This window comes from Streptomyces sp. NPDC003697, assembly GCF_053587115.1.
On sequence record NZ_JBSFNN010000002.1, the window covers coordinates 32,577 to 51,610 of the forward strand.

12 protein-coding genes are annotated in these 19,034 nt (G+C 73.5%); 8 read left to right on the forward strand and 4 right to left on the reverse strand.

Annotation, left to right across the window (positions count from 1 at the left end):
* Positions 1–25 precede the first annotated feature (25 nt).
* Positions 26–1,831, reverse strand: a complete 1,806-nt coding sequence (locus ACWDNY_RS01020; RefSeq protein WP_451643563.1) for a 3-hydroxyacyl-CoA dehydrogenase family protein — start codon at positions 1,829–1,831, stop codon at positions 26–28.
* A gap of 371 nt (positions 1,832–2,202) precedes the next feature.
* Between ACWDNY_RS01020 and ACWDNY_RS01025 the strand changes: the two genes are divergently transcribed.
* Complete coding sequence (locus ACWDNY_RS01025) at positions 2,203–2,778, forward strand: adenylosuccinate lyase (RefSeq protein WP_451643565.1); 576 nt, start codon at positions 2,203–2,205, stop codon at positions 2,776–2,778.
* 221 nt (positions 2,779–2,999) lie between these two features.
* Here the strand turns inward: ACWDNY_RS01025 and ACWDNY_RS01030 are convergent, their stop codons facing one another.
* The 3 genes from ACWDNY_RS01030 to ACWDNY_RS01040 form a co-directional block, all read right to left on the reverse strand.
* Positions 3,000–3,395: a RidA family protein gene (locus ACWDNY_RS01030; protein ID WP_451643566.1), complete on the reverse strand. Its 396-nt coding sequence runs from the start codon at positions 3,393–3,395 to the stop codon at positions 3,000–3,002.
* Positions 3,396–3,458: 63 nt separating this feature from the next.
* Complete coding sequence (locus tag ACWDNY_RS01035) at positions 3,459–5,084, reverse strand: alpha/beta hydrolase (RefSeq protein ID WP_451643567.1); 1,626 nt, start codon at positions 5,082–5,084, stop codon at positions 3,459–3,461.
* 192 nt (positions 5,085–5,276) lie between these two features.
* Complete coding sequence (locus ACWDNY_RS01040; RefSeq protein WP_451643568.1) at positions 5,277–6,332, reverse strand: Rv2578c family radical SAM protein; 1,056 nt, start codon at positions 6,330–6,332, stop codon at positions 5,277–5,279.
* Between the two features lie 183 nt (positions 6,333–6,515).
* Between ACWDNY_RS01040 and ACWDNY_RS01045 the strand changes: the two genes are divergently transcribed.
* From ACWDNY_RS01045 to ACWDNY_RS01075, 7 genes are all read left to right on the forward strand, one after another.
* Positions 6,516–6,959: an SRPBCC family protein gene (locus ACWDNY_RS01045; RefSeq protein WP_451643569.1), complete on the forward strand. Its 444-nt coding sequence runs from the start codon at positions 6,516–6,518 to the stop codon at positions 6,957–6,959.
* Between the two features lie 172 nt (positions 6,960–7,131).
* Positions 7,132–9,528, forward strand: coding sequence for an MFS transporter (locus tag ACWDNY_RS01050; RefSeq protein WP_451643570.1), 2,397 nt, complete (start codon positions 7,132–7,134; stop codon positions 9,526–9,528).
* 150 nt (positions 9,529–9,678) lie between these two features.
* Entirely contained in the window at positions 9,679–12,204 is a 2,526-nt protein-coding gene (locus ACWDNY_RS01055) for a SpoIIE family protein phosphatase (protein WP_451643571.1), read from the forward strand.
* Positions 12,205–12,556: 352 nt separating this feature from the next.
* A complete protein-coding gene (locus tag ACWDNY_RS01060; protein ID WP_451643572.1) occupies positions 12,557–15,433 on the forward strand; it encodes a bifunctional glycosyltransferase/CDP-glycerol:glycerophosphate glycerophosphotransferase in 2,877 nt (958 codons plus the stop codon).
* The gene (locus tag ACWDNY_RS01065) at positions 15,430–16,560 is read left to right on the forward strand and encodes a glycosyltransferase (protein WP_451643573.1); all 1,131 of its coding nucleotides are present in this window, start codon (positions 15,430–15,432) and stop codon (positions 16,558–16,560) included. The genes ACWDNY_RS01060 and ACWDNY_RS01065 overlap by 4 nt, the downstream gene beginning before the upstream one ends.
* Positions 16,561–16,892: 332 nt before the next feature.
* Positions 16,893–17,726: a M55 family metallopeptidase gene (locus ACWDNY_RS01070; protein WP_451643574.1), complete on the forward strand. Its 834-nt coding sequence runs from the start codon at positions 16,893–16,895 to the stop codon at positions 17,724–17,726.
* Complete coding sequence (locus ACWDNY_RS01075) at positions 17,719–19,023, forward strand: M20/M25/M40 family metallo-hydrolase (protein WP_451643575.1); 1,305 nt, start codon at positions 17,719–17,721, stop codon at positions 19,021–19,023. Before ACWDNY_RS01070 ends, ACWDNY_RS01075 begins: the two co-directional genes overlap by 8 nt.
* The last annotated feature ends 11 nt before the right edge of the window (positions 19,024–19,034 follow it).

Sequence of the window (19,034 nt, forward strand, 5' to 3'; positions counted from 1 at the left end):
CGGGGGGAGCCGGTCCGCGGGGTCCTCAGCGGCGGGCATGTTCGCGGAAGCCGCGGCCCGTCTTGCGGCCGAGGCAGCCCGCGGCCACCAGGTGCTCCAGAAGCGGCGCGGGCGCCAGGCCCGGGTCCCGGAACTCGCGGTGCAGGACCTTCTCGATGGCCAGGGAGACGTCCAGGCCGACGACGTCCAGCAACTCGAAGGGCCCCATGGGGTAGCCGCCGCCCAGCCTCATCGCCGCGTCGATCTCGTCGAGGGACGCGTAGTGCTCCTGCACCATCTTGACCGCGTTGTTGAGGTACGGGAACAGCAGCGCGTTGACGATGAAGCCCGCCCGGTCCCCGCAGTCCACGGCGTGTTTCCTGACCTTGGTGCAGACCTCGCGCACGGTGGCGTGGACGTCGTCGGCGGTCAGCACCGTGCGGACGACCTCGACCAGCTTCATGGCCGGCGCCGGGTTGAAGAAGTGCATGCCGATCACGTCCTGCGGGCGCGAGGTGGCGCGGGCGCAGGCGACGACGGGCAGCGACGAGGTGGTGGTGGCCAGCACGGCGCCCGGCCTGCAGACCTTGTCCAGCGTCGCGAACAGCTGCTGCTTGACCGCCAGGTCCTCGGCGACCGCCTCGACGGCCAGGTCCACGTCGGCGAAGTCGTCGTACGTGCCCGTCGCCGTGATCCGGTCCAGGGTCTGCGCCGCGGCCTCGGCGGTCAGCCGGCCCTTGTCGACGGAGCGCGAGAGGGACTTGCCGATACGGGCCTTGGCGGCCTGTGCCTTCTCCGCGCTGCGGGCGGCGAGCACGACCCCGTAGCCGGCCTTGGCGAAGACCTCGGCGATGCCGGAGGCCATGGTGCCCGAACCCGCGACGCCGACGGAGCGGACCGGACGCCCCGGCACCGGGCTGCCGTCCTCCCGCGGGGTCAGCGCGTCCGCCACGACGGTGCCGCTGCCCGGCGCCTCGTAGGTGTAGAAGCCGCGGCCGGCCTTGCGTCCCGTCAGCCCCGCCTCGCTGAGCTGCTTCAGGATCGGGGCGGGGGCGTGCAGCCGGTCGCGGGACTCGGCGTACATCGCGTCCAGGACCGTGCGCGCGGTGTCGATGCCGACCAGGTCCAGCAGCGCCAGCGGGCCCATCGGCAGCCCGCAGCCGAGCCGCATGGCGGCGTCGATGTCCTCGCGGGAGGCGTACCTGGCCTCGTACATCGCGGCGGCCTGGTTGAGGTAGCCGAAGAGCAGGCCGTCGGCGACGAAACCAGGCCGGTCGCCGACCGCGACGGGCTCCTTGCCCAGGTCGAGGGCGAGATTGGTGACCGCGGTGACGGCCGTCGGCGCGGTCAGCACCGAGGAGACGACCTCGACCAGTCTCATCGCCGGCGCGGGGTTGAAGAAGTGCAGGCCGAGCACGCGCTCGGGACGGGCGGAGTCGGCGGCCAGGCGCGTCACGGACAGCGCGTTGGTGCCGGTCGCCAGGATCGTCTCCGGCCGCACGATGCCGTCCAGCTCCCGGAAGATCTGCTGCTTGACCTCGTACGACTCGGGCGCCACCTCGATGACCAGGTCGGCGTCGGCCGCGGCGGCGAGGTCGGTGGAGGTGCGCACGCGGGCCAGGGCGTCCGCGCGTTCCTCCTCGGTCAGGCGGCCGCGCTCGACGGCACGGGCGGTGGAGGACTCCAGGGCGGCCACGCATGTGGCGGCCGCGGCCTCGCTGACGTCGATGCCGACGACCTCCCGGCCGGCGCGGGCGAGGACCTCGGTGATGCCGGTGCCCATGGTGCCGAGGCCGACGACGGCGACGGTCTTCAGCGGGGAGGTGGAGGTGTCGGAGAGGGGAGTGGCCATCGCGGGACTCCAGAAATGAGGGTGACGACTGGGAACGCGCCCGGCGCGCCGGAAGGGGCGCACCGGGGGCGGAAGAGGGATCGCGGGTGTTGCCGGGCTGCGAGCGCACACGCCCGGTGCCGGACGCCGCGGGCGTGCACACGCCCGGCGGCCGGCCGAACCGACCGGCTCTGTCCCGGAGCCGAGTCGTACTGCGGTACTGGCGTACCGAACCGACAACACTCGCCGTGGCTGCGTCACCAGGCCACCGCGAGTCTGCGCGAGTGGGTAACTCGCTCGTCTGAGCTTAACCGGCGGGTAACGAGCGCGCCACCCCCCGAGTTTGTGATGCGGGTCCCTTCGCAGCCCCCGGCGCCCCTACGCTGGTTCTCGTGGACGAGGAGTTGCGGGCGCTCACGGAGCGCTTACGGCAGGAGTCGGGCGGCTCGGCGGCGTTCGATCATCTGACGGCCACCCAGGACACGGACGAACTGGCCGAGGTGCTCACGGCTCCCGGGCAGCCGCTGTGGGCGAGGGAACTGGCCGCGTTCCGGCTGGGACTGGCCGGCGACCGGCGCGCCTTCGAGTCACTGGTGCTGCTCCTCAACCACCGGGAACCGCAGCGCTGCGCGTCGGCGGCGTACGCCCTGGCCCGGCTCGGCGATCCCCGCACCGCCCGGGCGGCGGCCGCTCTCGCCACCAACGAACTGCGCGTCGCCTACGCACTGCACCCGGTCCGGCTGCTGGCCGAGCTGCGGGCGCCCGAGTCGGTGCCGGCCCTGATCACCACGCTGGAGCGCCGGCTCCGCCCCCACGACCCCTACCGCCGCGTGGCCCTCGCCTGCGTGGAGGGCCTCGGCGCCCTGGGCGACGCCCGCGCCCGCCCCGTGCTGAACGAGGCCCTGGCCCACCCGGCGCTCGCGGAGGCGGCGGTGCACGCCCTGGCACGGATCCCGAAGCGGAGGTGACCTCGCCGCGCGGGGCGCATGCCCGCGCGGGGATGGGAACCGGGTCATCATCCGGCTGCCGGTGCCGTGCCGCGCCCGCTCGCGCCGCCCCGCCGTCGCGTCCGGTCCCGCCGGCACGGCCGCCCGCGGCTGCGTCGTGTGCCGTGCGGCGCAGTGGGCGGGGTGACGCCGGGGCGTACGCCTGACGTCGTGTCAGCCGCCGTGCGCTCGCGGGTCCGTCACTAGCCCACCACCGCGAACGCCTCGACCTCCATCAGGAACTCGGGGCGCACCAGGGCCGCCACCTGGACGGCGGAGACGGCCGGGAGGCGGTCGTCGGGCAGGTGCTCGGCGCGGGCCGCGCGCAGGGCGGGCAGGTGCGCCATGTCCGTGACGAAGTAGGTGAGTTTGACGACGTCGTCGAAGGGGGCCCCGGCGGAGGCCAGGCAGCGGCGGAGGTTCTCGAAGACCTGCCGGGCCTGCGCCGCGGCGTCGCCCTCGCCCACGAGCGCGCCGGCCTCGTCCAGGGCGAGCTGGCCCGACACCGCGACGAAGCGGCCCGTGCCGAGGACGACATGGGTGTACTGGGCGGCGGGGGCCACCCCGTCGGGCGCGGGAATCCTGGTCAGTTCACTCATGCGTCCCATGGTGGACCACCGTTCCGGCCGTCCCGCACCCGGCGTGGTGCGCCGGACAGCCGCTCAGCGGCGGAAGCCCACCAGCGCGTGCAGCCGCGCACCGGGTGAGGCGGCGGACGGGACGGCGCGCGCGCCGCCCCCGGGACGGGGAGCCGCGGAGGCGGTCCTCTCGCCCAGCGGCCGCGGGTCGGGCAGCTTCCGGCAGACGGCGTCGGCCACACCCCGCCCGCGGGGCACGGCGCCGTCGGACAGATACGCCGCCAGGTACTTGTCCAGGCAGGCGTTCCCGCTCAGCGTGATGCCGTGGTTCCCGCCGCCCTCCTCGACGACCAGGCTGGAGCCCGTCAGAAGCTGGTGCATCGTGACGCCGCCCCGGTACGGGGTGGCCGCGTCGTCGGTCGCCTGGAACAGCAGCACCGGCGGCAGCTTGCTGTTGGCGACGTTCACCGGGGCCGTCGAGCCGGTCGGCCAGAACGCGCACGGTGCGTTGTACCAGGCGTTGCTCCAGGTCATGAAGGGTGCCTTGGCGTACACGGCCCAGTTGTCCTCGCGCCAGGTCCGCCAGTCGCGCGGCCAGGCGGTGTCGCGGCACTGCACGGAGGTGTAGACGCTGTAGCCGTTGTCCCCCGCCGGGTCCACGGCGCCGAAGTCCTCGTAGACCTGGGCCAGGGGAGCGGTGTCCCCGTCGTTCACGTACGCCGCGAACGCCTCGGCCAGGTAGGGCCAGTAGCCGTTGTAGTAGCCGCCCGGGACGAAGGTGTCCACCAGTTCGGAGGCCCCGACCCTCCCGTCCGCCGGCTTCTTCGCCAGCGCCGCCCGCATGGCGTACCACTTGGCCTCCACCCTCGCCGGGTCGGTGCCCAGCCGGTACGCGGGGTCGTGCCGGGCGACCCACGCCAGGAACGCCCGGTGGCGGTCGTTGAAGGCGTAGTCCTGCTGGATGTTGTCGTCGTACCAGACGCCGGCCGGGTCGACCACCGAGTCGAGGACCAGGCGGCGCACCCGCTGGGGGAAGAGCTTGGCGTACACCGCGCCGAGGTAGGTGCCGTACGAGTAGCCGAAGTAGCTGACCTTCTCCGCGCCCACGGCCCTGCGGATCGCGTCCAGGTCGGTGGCGGCACTGACGGTGTCGAGGTGCGGCAGCAGGCTCGCGTACTTCCTGCCGCAGGCGGCGGCGAAGGACCGGGCGCGCGCCAGGTTGGCCCGCTCGATCGCGGGCGTGGCCGGTACCGAGTCGGGGCGCACCGGGGCGAAGTGGCCGGGCACGCAGTCCGGGGCCGGCCGGCTCGCGCCCACCCCGCGCGGGTCAAAGCCGATGACGTCGTACTGCGCCGCCACCGCGGCGGGCAGGGACTTGGCGACGAACCCGGCGAGCGTCCGGCCGCTGCCGCCCGGCCCGCCGGGGTTGACCAGCAGCGGTCCCTGGTACGTCCTCGCCGTGTGCGGGACGCGGGACAGCGCCAGGGTGATCTGCTGCCCGGCCGGGCTGCGGTGGTCGAGCGGCACCTTCAGCGACCCGCACTGCAGGGCCGGGTAGTCCTTGGTGCCGCACTTCTTCCAGGCGACCTTCGCGACCTCTGCCCGCGCGGTGACCGCGGCCGGCGAGGTGCTCGCGTCGGCGGGGACGGCCGTGAAGGAGCCGGCCACCACGACGGCGGCACCGCACAGCACCGCGGCGCGTTCTCTCATCAATGGTTCTCCCAGGACGGAGCGGCTGCGGACCGCGGGGCTCGCGATCCTCGCCGCATCGTCCCGGGAAAGGGCCACGAGAAGGAGGTGTTCTGGCGGTCGTTGACCCGATCGGGTCGCGTGATGCCCTCGAACGATCTCGGAGCGCGTGCCGGGCGCCGGCGTGCCGGGCGCCCCTTCCGCCGGGGGTTCTCAGAGCAGCGTCAGCTGGACCGGTTCCGACGGTTCCGACGGTTCGGCCGGTCCGGACGGGGCGGGCTCCGGCGGCCGGACGCGCCGCCACGCCCGGGCGCCCGTGGGGCCGATGCCGTACTCCTGCGCGAGTTCGTGGACCTGACGGGTGATCCGGCGCTGGTACCACGTCGGTGCGTAGGCGCCCTCCGCGTACAGCCGCTCGTACCGGGGCACCAGGTGCGGGTGGTGCCGGCCGAGCCAGGCCGTGAACCACTCGCGGGCACCCGGCCGCAGGTGCAGCACCAGCGGGGTGACGGAGGTGGCGCCGGCCTCCGCGATCGCCCGTACGGTGGCCCGCAGCTGGGCGGGGTGGTCGCTCAGGAAGGGAATCACCGGGGCCATCAGCACGCCGCAGCCGATGCCGTGCTCGCCGAGGGTCCGCACGACGTCCAGACGGCGTTCCGGCGTCGGTGTGCCCGGCTCCACCGTGCGCCACAGCTCGGCGTCGGTGAAGCCCACGGAGACCGAGATGCCGACGTCGGTGACCTTGGACGCCTGCTTCAGCAGCTCCAGGTCGCGCAGGATCAGCGTGCCCTTGGTGAGGACGGAGAAGGGGTTCGCATGGTCGCGCAGGGCGGCCAGGATGCCGGGCATCAGCCGGTACCGGCCCTCGGCGCGCTGATAGCAGTCGACGTTGGTGCCCATCGCGATGTGCTCGCCCTGCCAGCGGCGCGAGGACAGCTGGCGGCGCAGCAGGTCCGGCGCGTTCACCTTGACCACGATCTGGGTGTCGAAGCCGATCCCCGTGTCCAGGTCCAGGTAGCCGTGTGTCCTGCGGGCGAAGCAGTACACACACGCGTGGGTGCAGCCCCGGTAGGGGTTGACCGTCCACTCGAAGGGCATGCGGGAGGCGCCCGGCACCCGGTTGACGATCGAGCGCGCCCGGACCTCGTGGAAGGTGATGCCGCGGAACTCGGGCGTGTCGAAGGTACGGGTGGTCACGGAGTCCGCGCCGAACAGCGCGGCGTCCGCCCGGCCGTGGTCCGACTCCAGGGCGAGATTGTCCCAGCGCATGACGCCTCCTCGGTAGCACTGGGCCCCAGAATAGAACACACGTTCCCATGATCGCCCGCTGTGTCGGACCCCGGTCGCCTCCCCGCCCCCGATCGACCACGGGCGGAACCCCGATTTGGGGGGCCGGTGAACGGGGTGGTTGGCTTGTCCCCACCCTGGAAACGCAAGTCCTGGAGGAACCTCATGGCGCAGGTCGAGGCCACTACGGAGCGGGTCGTCGCGGCGGACGCGGAGAAGGTGTTCGACGCCCTCGCCGACTACCGCGGCACACGACCGCGGCTGCTGCCCGAACAGTTCAGCGAGTACGAGGTGCGCGAGGGCGGCGACGGGGAGGGAACGCTCGTCCACTGGAAGCTCCAGGCGACGTCCAAGCGCGTCCGCGACTGCCTGCTGGAGGTCACCGAGCCCTCCGAGGGCGAGCTCGTCGAGAAGGACCGCAACTCCTCGATGGTCACCACCTGGCGGGTCACCCCGGCGGGCGAGGGGAAGTCCCGGGTCGTCGTGACCGCGACCTGGAAGGGCGCCGGCGGCATCGGCGGGTTCTTCGAGCGGACCTTCGCGCCCAAGGGGCTCGCCCGCATCCACGACGCGGTCCTCGCGCGGCTCGCCGCCGAGACCGAGAAGTAGGGGCCCCGGCCCCCGGGCGTCCCAACGGGGCCGGTGCCGGGCCGTGTTGGCCCCCTCACCGGTTCGAGTGCATCTCCCGTCGTTCAGGCGGTGTGCCGTAACCCGTCGTGCTTGCCCGCAGTTCTCGCCGTACGCGGGAACGGTGCGGCAGGCGCGACGAGGGGAGCGGTACGTGGGCGGGATCACTCTGGTGCGGGACGAAACGGCCCCGGCGCCGCCGAAGACCCCCGCTGCGCCGCCGGACCCGGCCCCGGGCCCCGGCCTGGGGCCGCGCCGCGTGCGGCTGGTGTTCTTCGGACTGATGCTCGCGCTGCTGCTGGCAGCGCTGGAGCAGATGATCGTCGCCACCGCCCTGCCGAAGATCGTCGGTGAGCTGCACGGCCTGGACAGGATGTCGTGGGCGATCACCGCCTACCTGCTCACGGCCACCGTCGGACTGCCGATCTACGGCAAGCTCGGCGACCTCCTCGGCCGCAAGGGCGTCTTCCAGTTCGCCATCGTCGTCTTCGTCGCCGGCTCGGCGCTCGCCGGGCGGGCGACCACCATGGACCAGCTCATCGCCTTCCGGGCCGTCCAGGGCGTCGGAGCCGGCGGGCTCATGATCGGCGTCCAGGCGATCATCGCGGACATCGTGCCGCCCCGGAAGCGCGGCCGCTTCATGGGGCTCATCGGCGCCGCCTTCGGCCTGGCCTCCGTCGCCGGACCGCTGCTCGGCGGGTACTTCACCGACCACCTCTCCTGGCGGTGGTGCTTCTACGTCAACGTGCCCTTCGGCCTGCTGACCCTGGCCGTCGTCACCGCCGTGCTGAAGCTGCCCAGGCCCGCGACCAGGGGACGGCTCGACCTGCTCGGCGCCCTGCTGCTCACCGCGGCCTCGACCTGCCTGGTGCTGCTGACCAGCTGGGGCGGCACCGAGTACGCCTGGGGCTCGCGCGTCATCCTCGGCCTGGGCGCGGGCGCCGCGGCGGCCGCCCTGCTCTTCCTCGTCGTCGAGCGCTTCGCCGCAGAACCCCTCATCCCGCTGCGGCTGTTCAGGGACTCGGTCTTCAACGTCACCGGCCTGGTCGGCCTGGTCGTCGGCGTCGCGCTGTTCGGCGCCGCCAGCTACCTGCCGACCTTCCTGCAGATGGTCGACGGCGCCTCGGCCACGGAGTCGGGCCTGCTGATGCTGCCGATGATGGGCGGCATCGTGGTGGCCTCCATCGTCTCCGGGCAGCTCATCAGCCGCACCGGCCGCTACAAGGCGTACCCGGTCGCCGGCGGCGCGCTCTCCGCGGCCGGCATGTGGCTGCTCTCCCGTCTCGAGGTGGACACGCCCCGGCTGCACTACAGCGTCTGGATGGCCGTCCTCGGCGCCGGCATCGGCCTGGTCATGCCGGTCCTGATCCTCGCCGTGCAGAACTCCGTGCGCCCCGCGGACCTCGGCACGGCCACCAGCGCCAACAACTACTTCCGGCAGATCGGCGGCAGCGTCGGCGCCGCCGTCTTCGGCACCCTCTTCGCCGACCGGCTCACCGACGCCCTCGCCGCACGCGTCCCCGCCCGGGCCGGCGCCCGTCTGCCCGACCCCGAGTCGATCACCCCGCAACTGGTGCACTCCCTGCCACCGCAACTGCGCGACGCCTACATCCGGGCGTACGCCGACGCCATGCCGCGAATCTTCCTGTACCTCGTGCCGGTGCTCGTCCTCGGCCTGCTCATCGCCTTCTTCCTCAAGGAGAGACCCCTGGTGTCCCACAACGCCCCCGCATCCCCGGCGGAGACCACGCGGACGACCGCCGGCATCCCGCACGCCCGTGCGCCCTTCCCCGCCGGCGTGCCCGTCTGCGGCACGGTGCAGCACGCCGACGGCACCGTGGTGCCCCGTGCGGCGCTGACCCTCATCGACGTCACCGGACAGCAGATCGGGCGCGGCGCGAGTGGGGAGGACGGGCGGTACGCGCTGTCCACGCCGGGCTCCGGGTCGTACGTCCTGATCGCGGCGGCCGGCGGGCACCAGCCGCAGGCGGTGTCCGTCACCGTGGGGGAGCGCCCGGTCGAACTCGACGTCGTCCTCGGCGGCGCCGGCCGCCTCGCGGGCAGCGTCCTCACCGCGGACGGCAGCCCGGTCCGCGACGCCACCGTCACGCTGACCAACGTGCACGGCGAGGTCGTGGCGAGCACCCGCAGTGGACGCGAGGGCGGGTACGTCATCACCGAGCTGGTCGCCGGGGAGTACACCCTCGCCGCCAGCGCGCCCGCCTTCCGCCCGGCCGCGCTGCCCGTCTCCGTGCAGGCCTCCCGGGAGACCCGCCAGGACGTCGAGCTCGCGGGCGGCGCCGTGCTGCGCGGCACCGTCCGGGCCACCGGCGGGCGGCCCGTCGAGGACGCCCGCGTGACCCTCCTCGACGCCGCCGGCAACGTCGTCGACACGCTCACCACGGGAGCCGACGGCACGTTCCGCTTCGTCGACCTGTCGTCCGGCGAGTACACCGTGATCGCCGCCGGCTACCCGCCGGTGGCCACGGTGCTGCAGGTGGCGGGCGGGGGACGCACGGAACGGGACCTCCAGCTCGGCCACGAGGACTGAAGCCCGGTACCCCCGGCACGTTTCCGCGCGCCGGGAGCGCGCCCGGCCCGGACCAATTCCGGCGTTGTCACACATCGCCACCGGCCGCCCCCGTACCGTGGTGGAAGGGGAAACAGATCTTGCGGAGCCGTGGGGAGAGAGGCCTGCGCCATGGACCGTGGCACCGACAGGGACGCATCTCTCGGCCGGGGGGCCGGGGACGGCGCGTCGGCGGGGGACGCCGGCGAGGCCGGCCGCGTGCCGCTGGCTGTGGTCGTCGTCGACCGGGACGGCCTGGTGTCCCACTGGAGCAGAGGTGCGTGGCGGCTCTTCGGCACCGCCAAGGAGAAGGCGATCGGCCGGCCGGCCGCCGATCTGCTCCCCGTCTCGGGCGCGCTGCCCGAGGAGGACGAGAGGGCCCACGACGAGCACGCCGCCGCGTGGGACGGGCCCGCGCTGGGGTCGTCCCTGGACGGCCCGCTGCCGTACCCGGCCGCGGGCCGCGCCCGCCTCACCGTGCCCGGGCGCGAGCCCGGCGGGACGGCGGAGCCCGCTGAGGCGGGGCGGGGGCGGACCGACGTCCTGTGGTGGGCCTACCCGCTGGCGGGCCCGGGCCGGGAGCGGCTGCTGGTGCTCGCCGCCGACGCGGCCGCGGTGCACGACGACGAGGACGACGAGGACGCCGAGGGCCAGGGGCCCGGCGGCCGGGCGGCCCCCGAGCGCGTCGTGCCCGCCTTCGCCCTGCACACCGACTTCCCCGGCGCCGAGGAACTCGCCCGGCGGCTGCCCGAGATCCTGCCTGGCATGAGCGTCCGCGAAAGCGCCCGCATCGTCGCGCAGGTCCTCGAACTCGGCTATCCGGTACTGGAGTTCAGCCGGAACGAGCGGGTGCCCGTCACGCCCGACTGGGGCGTGTCCCGGCGGGCCGGACGACTGGCGCGCCGGCAGCGGGCCGCGCGGGCCCTGGCCGCCGGTGAACCGGTGCCGCGGCACCTCCTCGACGACGCCGAGGACCTCGAGTACGCCGCGGTGCGCGAGCGGCTGGAGTTCCTCAACGAGGTCAGCGGCCGGATCGGCACCTCCCTCGACCTGTCCCGCACGATCGACGAGGTCAGCACCGCCGTCGTGCCCCGCTTCACCGACGTGGCGTGCACGTATCTGCGCGAACAGGTCGTCGCCGGCGAGGGGTTCCCCGAGGGCGCGCCCGACGCCACCACCCTGTGGCACCGCGTCGCCCTGGAGCACACCGACGAACCCGGCCGCTGGGACGACACCGTCCCGGTCGGCGAGTCCATGCAGATCCCGGCGCACACGCCCTTCTTCCAGTGCATGACCACGGGTGACCCCGTCCTGATCCCGCACATCGGCGAGGAGATGGGGCAGGCGATCGCGGAGCAGTTCGAGAAGCGCGACATGCGGCCCTTCATCACCGACCGCTCGATGCTGATCGTGCCTCTGAAGGCGCGCAACGTGGTGCTGGGCTTCATGGTCCTGCTGCGCCACCCCGAGCGGCCCGAGTTCAACGACATGGACCGGGTCACCGGCGCCGAACTCGCCTCCCGCGCCGCCCTGGTGCTCGACAACGCACGTATGTACACCCACCAGGAGAACGTCGCCGAGACCCTCCAGGACAGCATGCTGCCGCACATCCCGCCGCACCGGGCGGGCTGCGACATCGCCACCCGCTACCTGCCAGGGACGCTGCTGGGCCGCGTCGGCGGCGACTGGTTCGACTCGGTCAAGCTGCCGGGTGCCCGCACCGCGCTCGTCGTCGGCGACGTGATGGGCCACGGCCTGAACTCGGCCGCCATGATGGGCCAGTTGCGCACGGCCGTGCAGACCATGGCGGCCCTCGACCTGCCGCCGGCCCGGCTGCTGCGCAACCTCGACGACCTCGCCCAGCGGCTCGGCGACGGCTACCTCGCCACCTGCCTGTACGCCGTCTACGACCCGGTCGCCGGCGAGCTCCACCTCGCCAACGCGGGCCACATCCCACCGGTCCTGGTCCGCGCCGTGGACGGCCGCAGCGAGCTGCTCGGCCTGCCCACGGGCGCGCCGATCGGCGTCGGCGGGGTGCCCTTCGAGGCGGTACGCGTACCGGTGCGCCCCGGCGACCGGCTGGTGATGTGCACCGACGGGCTGGTCGAGGTGCGTGGCGAGGACATCGGCGTCCGCCTCGCCGCCCTGTGCGAGTCCGCCGCCCATCCGGCCGCGTCCATGGACGACGCCTGCGACACCATCATCCGCGCCCTGAACACCCGCGGCGGCCGCAAGGACGACGTGGCCCTGCTCATGGCCCGGCTGAACGGCATCGCGCCGGACGACGTCGCCGAGTGGCGCCTCGCCCGCGACCCGGCGCAGGTGCGCCGCGCCCGTGCCGTGGTCCGCGAGCAACTGCACACCTGGCGGCTGGCCGGGCTCGCCGACCAGGCCGAGCTGCTGGCCGGCGAACTCGTCACCAACGCCGTACGGCACTCCCGCGGCGGTCCCGTCGCGCTGCGGCTCGTCCGCGGGGACACGCTGCTGTGCGAGGTGGACGACGACGGCCACGACCTGCCCACCCTGCTCAGCGCCGGCCCCGGCGACGAGTCCGGGCGCGGACTGCGCGTGGTGAGCACCCTGGCGCGTGAGTGGGGCGCCAGCCGGACGGCCACCGGCAAGTCCGTCTGGTTCGAACTCACCCTGCCGCGGGGCTGAACCGCGCCTGCGGGCCCGTCACCGCGCCACCGGTGCCGCCACCGGCCGCGCGGCCGCACCGGCGCGCCCGGTCGGCGTCCGCGCCGGTGCCCCCGGCCGGACGGGTACGCGCGACACCCTTTCCGAGAAGGCGAGTTGGCGCTCGGCGGTGTCCCGGCCGCCGCACCGCCCCCGCGGCTTCGGCGGGTTCGGCGGACGGGGCCCGTCCCGGCGCCGCCTGCGTGTCAGGGTGACGGCGTATTGTCGCACATTGACGTAGTTTGGAAGGGGCGGGGAGGGTCTCGAACCCTACAGCCTGTAGTGTTACGTCCACTCCACCCCACACGGAACGCAACAGAGACGAGAGGTGGCCGTGTCGACCGTCGCGCCCGAGCCGGACGTCAGCGTTGTCGTCATCGTCTACAACGACGAAGAGCGACTCCCGGCGGCCGTTGGTTCCGTCCTCGAGCAAACACTGCGCAACGTCGAGGTGATCGTCGTCGACGACTGCTCGACGGACGGCTCGTACGGCGTGGCCGAAGCGCTCGCCGCGACGCACCCCGACCGGGTCCGGGCCCTCCGCCTCCCCGAGAACAGCGGCGGTTGCGGAGAACCCCGCAACCAGGGCGTCAAGGTGGCCCGCGGGCGCCACGTCATGTTCCTGGACAGCGACGACACCCTGGAGCGCAACGCCTGCCGCAACCTGGTCGAGGCCGCCGACCGCACCGGCGCCGACCTGGTGTCCGGCGTGTGCGTCCGCGTCTACACCGACAACCGGCACGGCAAGAAGGTCGCCTGGTACCCCTGGCTGTACCGCGGCACCCGCACGCTCGAGTCCGTCACCGAGCTGCCGGACCTGTTCGTCTTCGACACCCTGTCGACCAACAAGTGCTACCGGCGCGACTTCCTCCTCGACAACGGCCTCGTCTTCCCCCGCGGCATCCACTACGAGGACCTGCTGTTCTCCGCGCAGGCCTACCTGGCCGCACGGCGGATCACCCTGATCCCCAACACGGTCTACCACTGGAACGTCGTCGAGAAGACCGACGTCAAGTCGATCAGCAACCGGCGCCGGGAGATCAACAACTTCGCGGACCGGGTGGAGATCCACCGCCGTATCGACGCCCTCCTCGACCGCCGGGGCATGGCCGGCCTGAAGCTGTGGAAGGACATCAAGTTCCTCAAGCACGACCTCGTGCTGTACCTGCGGGAACTGCCCTTCCTCGACGACGAGTACCGGCACCGCTTCGCCGAACTCGCCCGCGGCTACGTCCACGACTTCCCCGAGGCGGCCTACGACGCGCTCGACCACGTCCACGCCATCTGCGCCCAGCTGCTGCTGCGCGAGGACTGGACCGACCTGATGCCGGCCATCGACACCCTGATCAACCGGCACAAGATCTCCGCGCCGCTGGTCGAGCGGGACGGCCGGATCTACTGGACCGGCCGCCACCTCGACGACCCGGAGATGCGCGCCGTCCTGGACGTCACCGACTTTGGCTACCACGCCAAGCAGCTGAACCAGATGTCGCTGCGCAACCGGCTCACCCGGTACCGGGCGCACGGCGGCGAGGTGGTGCTCGCCGGTGAGATCGTCAACCCGCTGCACATCATCGCCCCCGACGCGCGCCTCACCGCACAGCTGGAGTTCCGCGCCCGCCGCCGCAGCCTGCAGACCTTCCACTTCCCGGTGCCCGTGCTGCGGCACGAGGGCGACGTGATCACCTGGCGGGCCGAGGTGCCGCTGGCGCGCCGGCTGCGGCCGCTCGGCGTCGTCGACGACGTCTGGGACGTCCGCCTGCACCTCACCGCGGACGGCAGACGGACCACGAGCCGGCTCACCGTCGGCGCCGTCGACCTGGAGCACGCCGAAGCGGTGCCCGTCCGGCCCCGGCTCACCCGGCTCATGGCGGACCGCCTTGAGGCGCAGGTGTCGGCCAAGGGCCACCTGGCCTTCCGGCTGACCCAGCACGGCCGGGCGGCCCGCGCCGGACGCGCCGCCTTCGAACGCAACCTGCACGGACGCCCCGCGCGGGCCGCCAAGGGCGCCTACCGCAAGCTCCGCGCCGTGCGCAGGGACCTCAACTCCGGGACGCGCAAGCTCCAGGTCTACGACCGCATGCTGCGCCGGCTTCCCGTCCGCAAGGGCACGATCGTCTTCGAGAGCCACCTCGGCAAGCAGTACAGCGACAGCCCACGCGCGATCTACGAGGAGCTGCGGCGCCGCGACCTGCCCGTCACGCCCATCTGGTCCTACGCCGGCGAGCGCCCCCGGGGCTTCCCCGAGGACGTCGAGCTGGTACGCCGCTGGTCCTGGCGCTACCTCAAGGCGCTGGCCCAGGCCGAGTTCTGGATCGACAACCAGGGTTACCCGCTGCGGCTCACCAAACGCCCGGAGACCACCTACATCCAGACCTGGCACGGCTCGGCGCTGAAGCGGATGGGCTTCGACGAGCCCTTCCACCGGATGATGTCCGAGCAGGAACAGACGACCTACCAGCGGGCCATCGACCGCTTCGACCACTTCGTCGTCCGCAGCGAACACGACGTGCGCACCCTCGCCCGGGCCTACCGGATCCCCGAGGAGAAACTGCTGCGCACCGGCTACCCGCGCAACGACGCCCTGGTGGTGGCCCGGGAGGCCACCGGCCCCGACCCCGCGGCGCAGCGGCTCGCCGAACGCCTCGGCATCGACCCGGGGCGCCGGGTGCTGCTGTACGCGCCGACGTTCCGCGCACACGCCGACGGACGGGTACGGGGCTTCGAGTTCCCGTTCGACGTCGAGCGCTTCGCCGCCCGGTTCGGCGAGCGGTACACGCTGCTCGTGCGCCCGCACTACCTGAACCGGCTCACCCTGCCGCCGTCGGTGGCCGGACGCGTCCTCGACGTGAGCGCCGAACCGGACATCACACCGCTGCTCCTGCTCGCCGACGCCCTCGTCACGGACTACTCCTCGGTGATGTTCGACTACGCGCTGCTGCAGCGGCCCGTCGTGTTCTACGCCCACGACTGGGACGAGTACGCCAAGGACAGCCGCGGCACGTACTTCGACCTGCTGACCCAGGCGCCGGGCCCCGTGCCGCGCACCGAGGACGAGCTCTTCGCCGCGCTCGAGGACCTCTCCGCCGTGGGCAGCACCTACGAGGCGCGGCTGAAGGAGTTCGTGGACAAGTACGGCGAGTACGACCGCGGTGACGCCGCGGCGCGGATCGTGGACCGTTTCTTCGGCCCCGCGGGAGAGGCCCGATGACCCAGCGCGACATCTTCTTCGTGGCCAACGAGGTCGACGAACTCGGGGGAGTGGGCCGCTGGCAGGCCCAGCTGGCCGGGCTGCTGGCCCGGCGCGGCCACCGGGTGCGCGTCGTCGGCATCGCCCCGGCCACCCATCCGATGGACCTCGGCGACCCGCCCTTCGAGACGGTGACGCTGTACGCCGGGCGGCCCCCCGGCCGTCCCCGGCCGCGCCGGCTGCTGGGCGCCGCCGACCCGGCCGTCCGCCGCCACGAGGCGCACATGCGGGCCGCCGCCGGCCGGCTGTCCACCCTGTTCCGCGCCGCCCGGCCCGGTGCGGTGATCATCGTGCCCCAGGTGTGGGCGATGGAGTGGGTGGCGCTCGCGGACACCGCGGGCCACCCCGTCATCGGCATGACCCACGAGTCGTTCCAGACGGCCCGCAAGTCCTCCCGCTTCGGCCGGGTGAAGCGGTACTACCGCGACGTCGACCGGCTGCTGGCCCTCACCCAGGAGGACGCCGACCGCTGGGTGTGCGAGGGCATGAACAACGTCGGCTTCATGCCGAACCCGCTGCCGGTCGTGCCCGGCACGCCGTCGCCGCGCACCGAGAAGGTGGTGGCGAGCATCGGCCGCCTGTCCCACGAGAAGGGCGTCGACCTGCTCCTCGACGCGTGGGCCGAGGCGGCGCCGCGGCAGCCGGGCTGGACGCTGCGGATCTACGGCAGCGGGGACGCCGAGCCGGCCCTGCGACGGCAGTGCGCCGCACTCGGTCTGGAGGACTCGGTGGACTTCGCGGGGCCCACCGCGGACGTGCCGGGGGCGCTGCGCGCCTGCTCCCTCTTCGTCCAGTCCTCCCGCGGCGAGGGCTTCCCGCTCGTGCTGCTGGAGGCGATGGCCTGTGGCGTGCCGTGTGTCGCGTTCGACTGCGCGCCCGGCGTCCGGGAGATCGTCACCGACGACGAGGACGGGCTGCTGGCCCGCCCCGGCAACACCACCGAGCTCGCCCGCCACCTCGTCCGGCTGATGGCCGACGAGGAGCTGCGCCACGCGATGGGGGAGCAGGCCCTGCGCAGCGTGCGGCGCTTCGACCCGGACCTGATCACCCGCCGCTGGGAGGAGCTGTTCGACTTCCTGGAGCGGTAACGGGGCCGGCACCCGCGGCCCCGGCCGTCGCGCTGTCCGATTGCGGCGCGCGGCACCGGGAACGCCGCCCTGCTGTTCCCCTCCCACAGGCGCCCCCGGCTCACGGGGGTCCGCCGCCGCACGGCCCGGGTCGGCACCCGGGCGGTGCGCCGCCCCGGCCGGCTCCCCGCGCGTCCCGGAAGCCGGAATTGGTCCCGGCGGCTTCCTGGCCGGTTCACCGCTCGGCGCGTAACGTGGCGCGTCATGAAGATCTCCGTCACCGCCCGGTGCCGCCGGGCACCGTCGTCGGATGCCGGGCGCCGCGCCGCCGGGCCGCGGCGGGGCCGCTCGTCATGAAGATCCTCATCAGCGCCGACATGGAGGGCGCCACCGGCGTGACCTGGCCCGCCGACGTGCTGCCCGGGACACCGCAGTGGGAGCGGTGCCGCTCGATGTTCACCTCGGACGTGAACGCCGCCGTGCTCGGCTTCCTCGACGGCGGCGCCGACGAGGTCGTGATCAACGAGGCCCACTGGACCATGCGCAACCTGCTGCTGGAACAGCTGGACGAGCGGGCGCAGATGCTCACCGGGCGGCACAAGGCGCTGTCCATGGTCGAGGGCGTCCAGCACGGCGACGTGGACGGCGTGGCCTTCGTCGGCTACCACGCGGGCGCCGGAATGGAGGGCGTCCTCGCCCACACGTACCTGGCGAACTCCATCACCGCGGTGTGGCTCGACGACGTGCGGGCGAGCGAGGGGCTGCTCAACGCGCACGTGGCCGCCGAGTACGGCGTGCCGGTCGTCCTCGTCACCGGCGACGACGTCGCCTGCGAGGACGCGCTCGGATACGCGCCCGAGGCGCTGAAGGTCGCCGTGAAGGACCACGTGTCACGGTACGCCGCGGTGTGCCGCACGCCCGCTCGCACCGCGGCCGAGATCCGTGCGGCGGCCGAGGAGGCGGCGTCCCTGGCGGTCCGTCAGGAGCCGGTGCGGGGCGGTCCGTTCACCGTCGCGCTCGAGTTCGACGCCGAGCACCTCGCGATGGCCGCCACCGTCGTCCCCGGCGTGGACCGGACCGGGGAGCGCAAGGTGGCCTACACCAGCTCCACCATGTACGAGGGAATCCGCACCTTCAAGGCGGTCACCACGATCGTCTCGGCCGCCATCGAGGAGCAGTATGGCTGACGCGCAGGCGCTGGACGAGGTCGTCCGGTTCACCTCCGACCTGATCCGCACCGACACCACCAACCGGGGCGGCGGGGACTGCCGGGAGCGCCCGGCCGCCGAGTACGCCGCCGCGCAGCTGGCCGGCGCGGGACTGGAACCGGTGCTGCTGGAACGCACCGCCGGACGCACCAACGTCGTCGCCCGCATCGAGGGCACCGACCCGTCCGCGGACGCGCTGCTCGTGCATGGCCACCTCGACGTGGTGCCCGCGCAGGCCGCGGACTGGACCGTGCACCCGTTCTCCGGCGAGATCCGCGACGGCGTGGTGTGGGGCCGGGGCGCGGTCGACATGAAGAACACCGACGCGATGATCCTCGCCGTGGTCCGGGCCTGGGCCCGGCAGGGGGTGCGGCCGCGGCGTGACATCGTGGTGGCCTTCACCGCCGACGAGGAGGACAGCGCCCGGGACGGCGCCGGGTTCCTCGCTAAGGAGCACCCCGGCCTGTTCGAGGGCTGCACCGAGGGCATCGGGGAGTCGGGGGCGTTCACCTTCCACGACGGCGCCGGCCGGCAGATCTACCCGATCGGGGCGGGCGAGCGCGGCACCGCCTGGCTGCGGCTCACCGCCCGTGGACGCGCCGGACACGGCTCCCGGGTCAACCGGGAGAACGCGGTCACGCGGCTCGCCGCCGCCGTCGCCCGGATCGGTGCCCACGACTGGCCCCTGCGGCTCACCCCGACCGTCCGCGCGGCCCTGCGGGAACTCGCCGCCCTGTACGGCGTCGAGGCCGACCTGCACGACGTCGGCAGCCTGCTGGAGAAGCTCGGCCCGGCCGCCCGGCTCGTGGAGGCCACCCTGCGCAACAGCGCCAACCCCACGATGTTCGAGGCGGGTTACAAGGTCAACGTCATCCCCGGGGAGGCCGTCGCCCACGTGGACGGGCGGTTCCTGCCCGGCGGCGAGGAGGAGTTCCGCGCCACCCTGGACCGGCTGACCGGCCCGGACGTGGAGTGGGAGTACCAGCACCGCGAGGTCGCGCTGGAGGCGCCCGTCGACTCGCCGACGTTCGCGTCGATGCGGGCCGCGGTGGAGGCGTTCGCGCCCGAGGGGCACGTGGTGCCGTACTGCATGGCGGGCGGCACCGACGCCAAGCAGTTCGGCCGGCTCGGCATCACCGGGTACGGCTTCGGGCCGCTGAAGCTGCCGGAGGGCTTCGACTACCACGCCCTGTTCCACGGGGTGGACGAGCGCGTCCCGGTGGAGGCCCTCCACTTCGGTGTCCGTGTCCTCGACCGCTTCCTGCGGACGGCCTAGAGGTTGTTGGA

Excerpts from the sequence above, each read along its gene's own strand:
- ACWDNY_RS01070 (WP_451643574.1), top strand. The coding sequence starts at position 16,893 with ATGAAGATCCTCATCAGCGCCGACATGGAGGGCGCCACCGGCGTGACC.
- ACWDNY_RS01065 (WP_451643573.1), top strand. The coding sequence starts at position 15,430 with ATGACCCAGCGCGACATCTTCTTCGTGGCCAACGAGGTCGACGAACTC.
- ACWDNY_RS01040 (WP_451643568.1), bottom strand. The coding sequence starts at position 6,332 with ATGCGCTGGGACAATCTCGCCCTGGAGTCGGACCACGGCCGGGCGGAC.
- ACWDNY_RS01030 (WP_451643566.1), bottom strand. The coding sequence starts at position 3,395 with ATGAGTGAACTGACCAGGATTCCCGCGCCCGACGGGGTGGCCCCCGCC.
- ACWDNY_RS01055 (WP_451643571.1), top strand. The coding sequence starts at position 9,679 with ATGGACCGTGGCACCGACAGGGACGCATCTCTCGGCCGGGGGGCCGGG.
- ACWDNY_RS01020 (WP_451643563.1), bottom strand. The coding sequence starts at position 1,831 with ATGGCCACTCCCCTCTCCGACACCTCCACCTCCCCGCTGAAGACCGTC.
- ACWDNY_RS01035 (WP_451643567.1), bottom strand. The coding sequence starts at position 5,084 with ATGAGAGAACGCGCCGCGGTGCTGTGCGGTGCCGCCGTCGTGGTGGCC.
- ACWDNY_RS01045 (WP_451643569.1), top strand. The coding sequence starts at position 6,516 with ATGGCGCAGGTCGAGGCCACTACGGAGCGGGTCGTCGCGGCGGACGCG.
- ACWDNY_RS01075 (WP_451643575.1), top strand. The coding sequence starts at position 17,719 with ATGGCTGACGCGCAGGCGCTGGACGAGGTCGTCCGGTTCACCTCCGAC.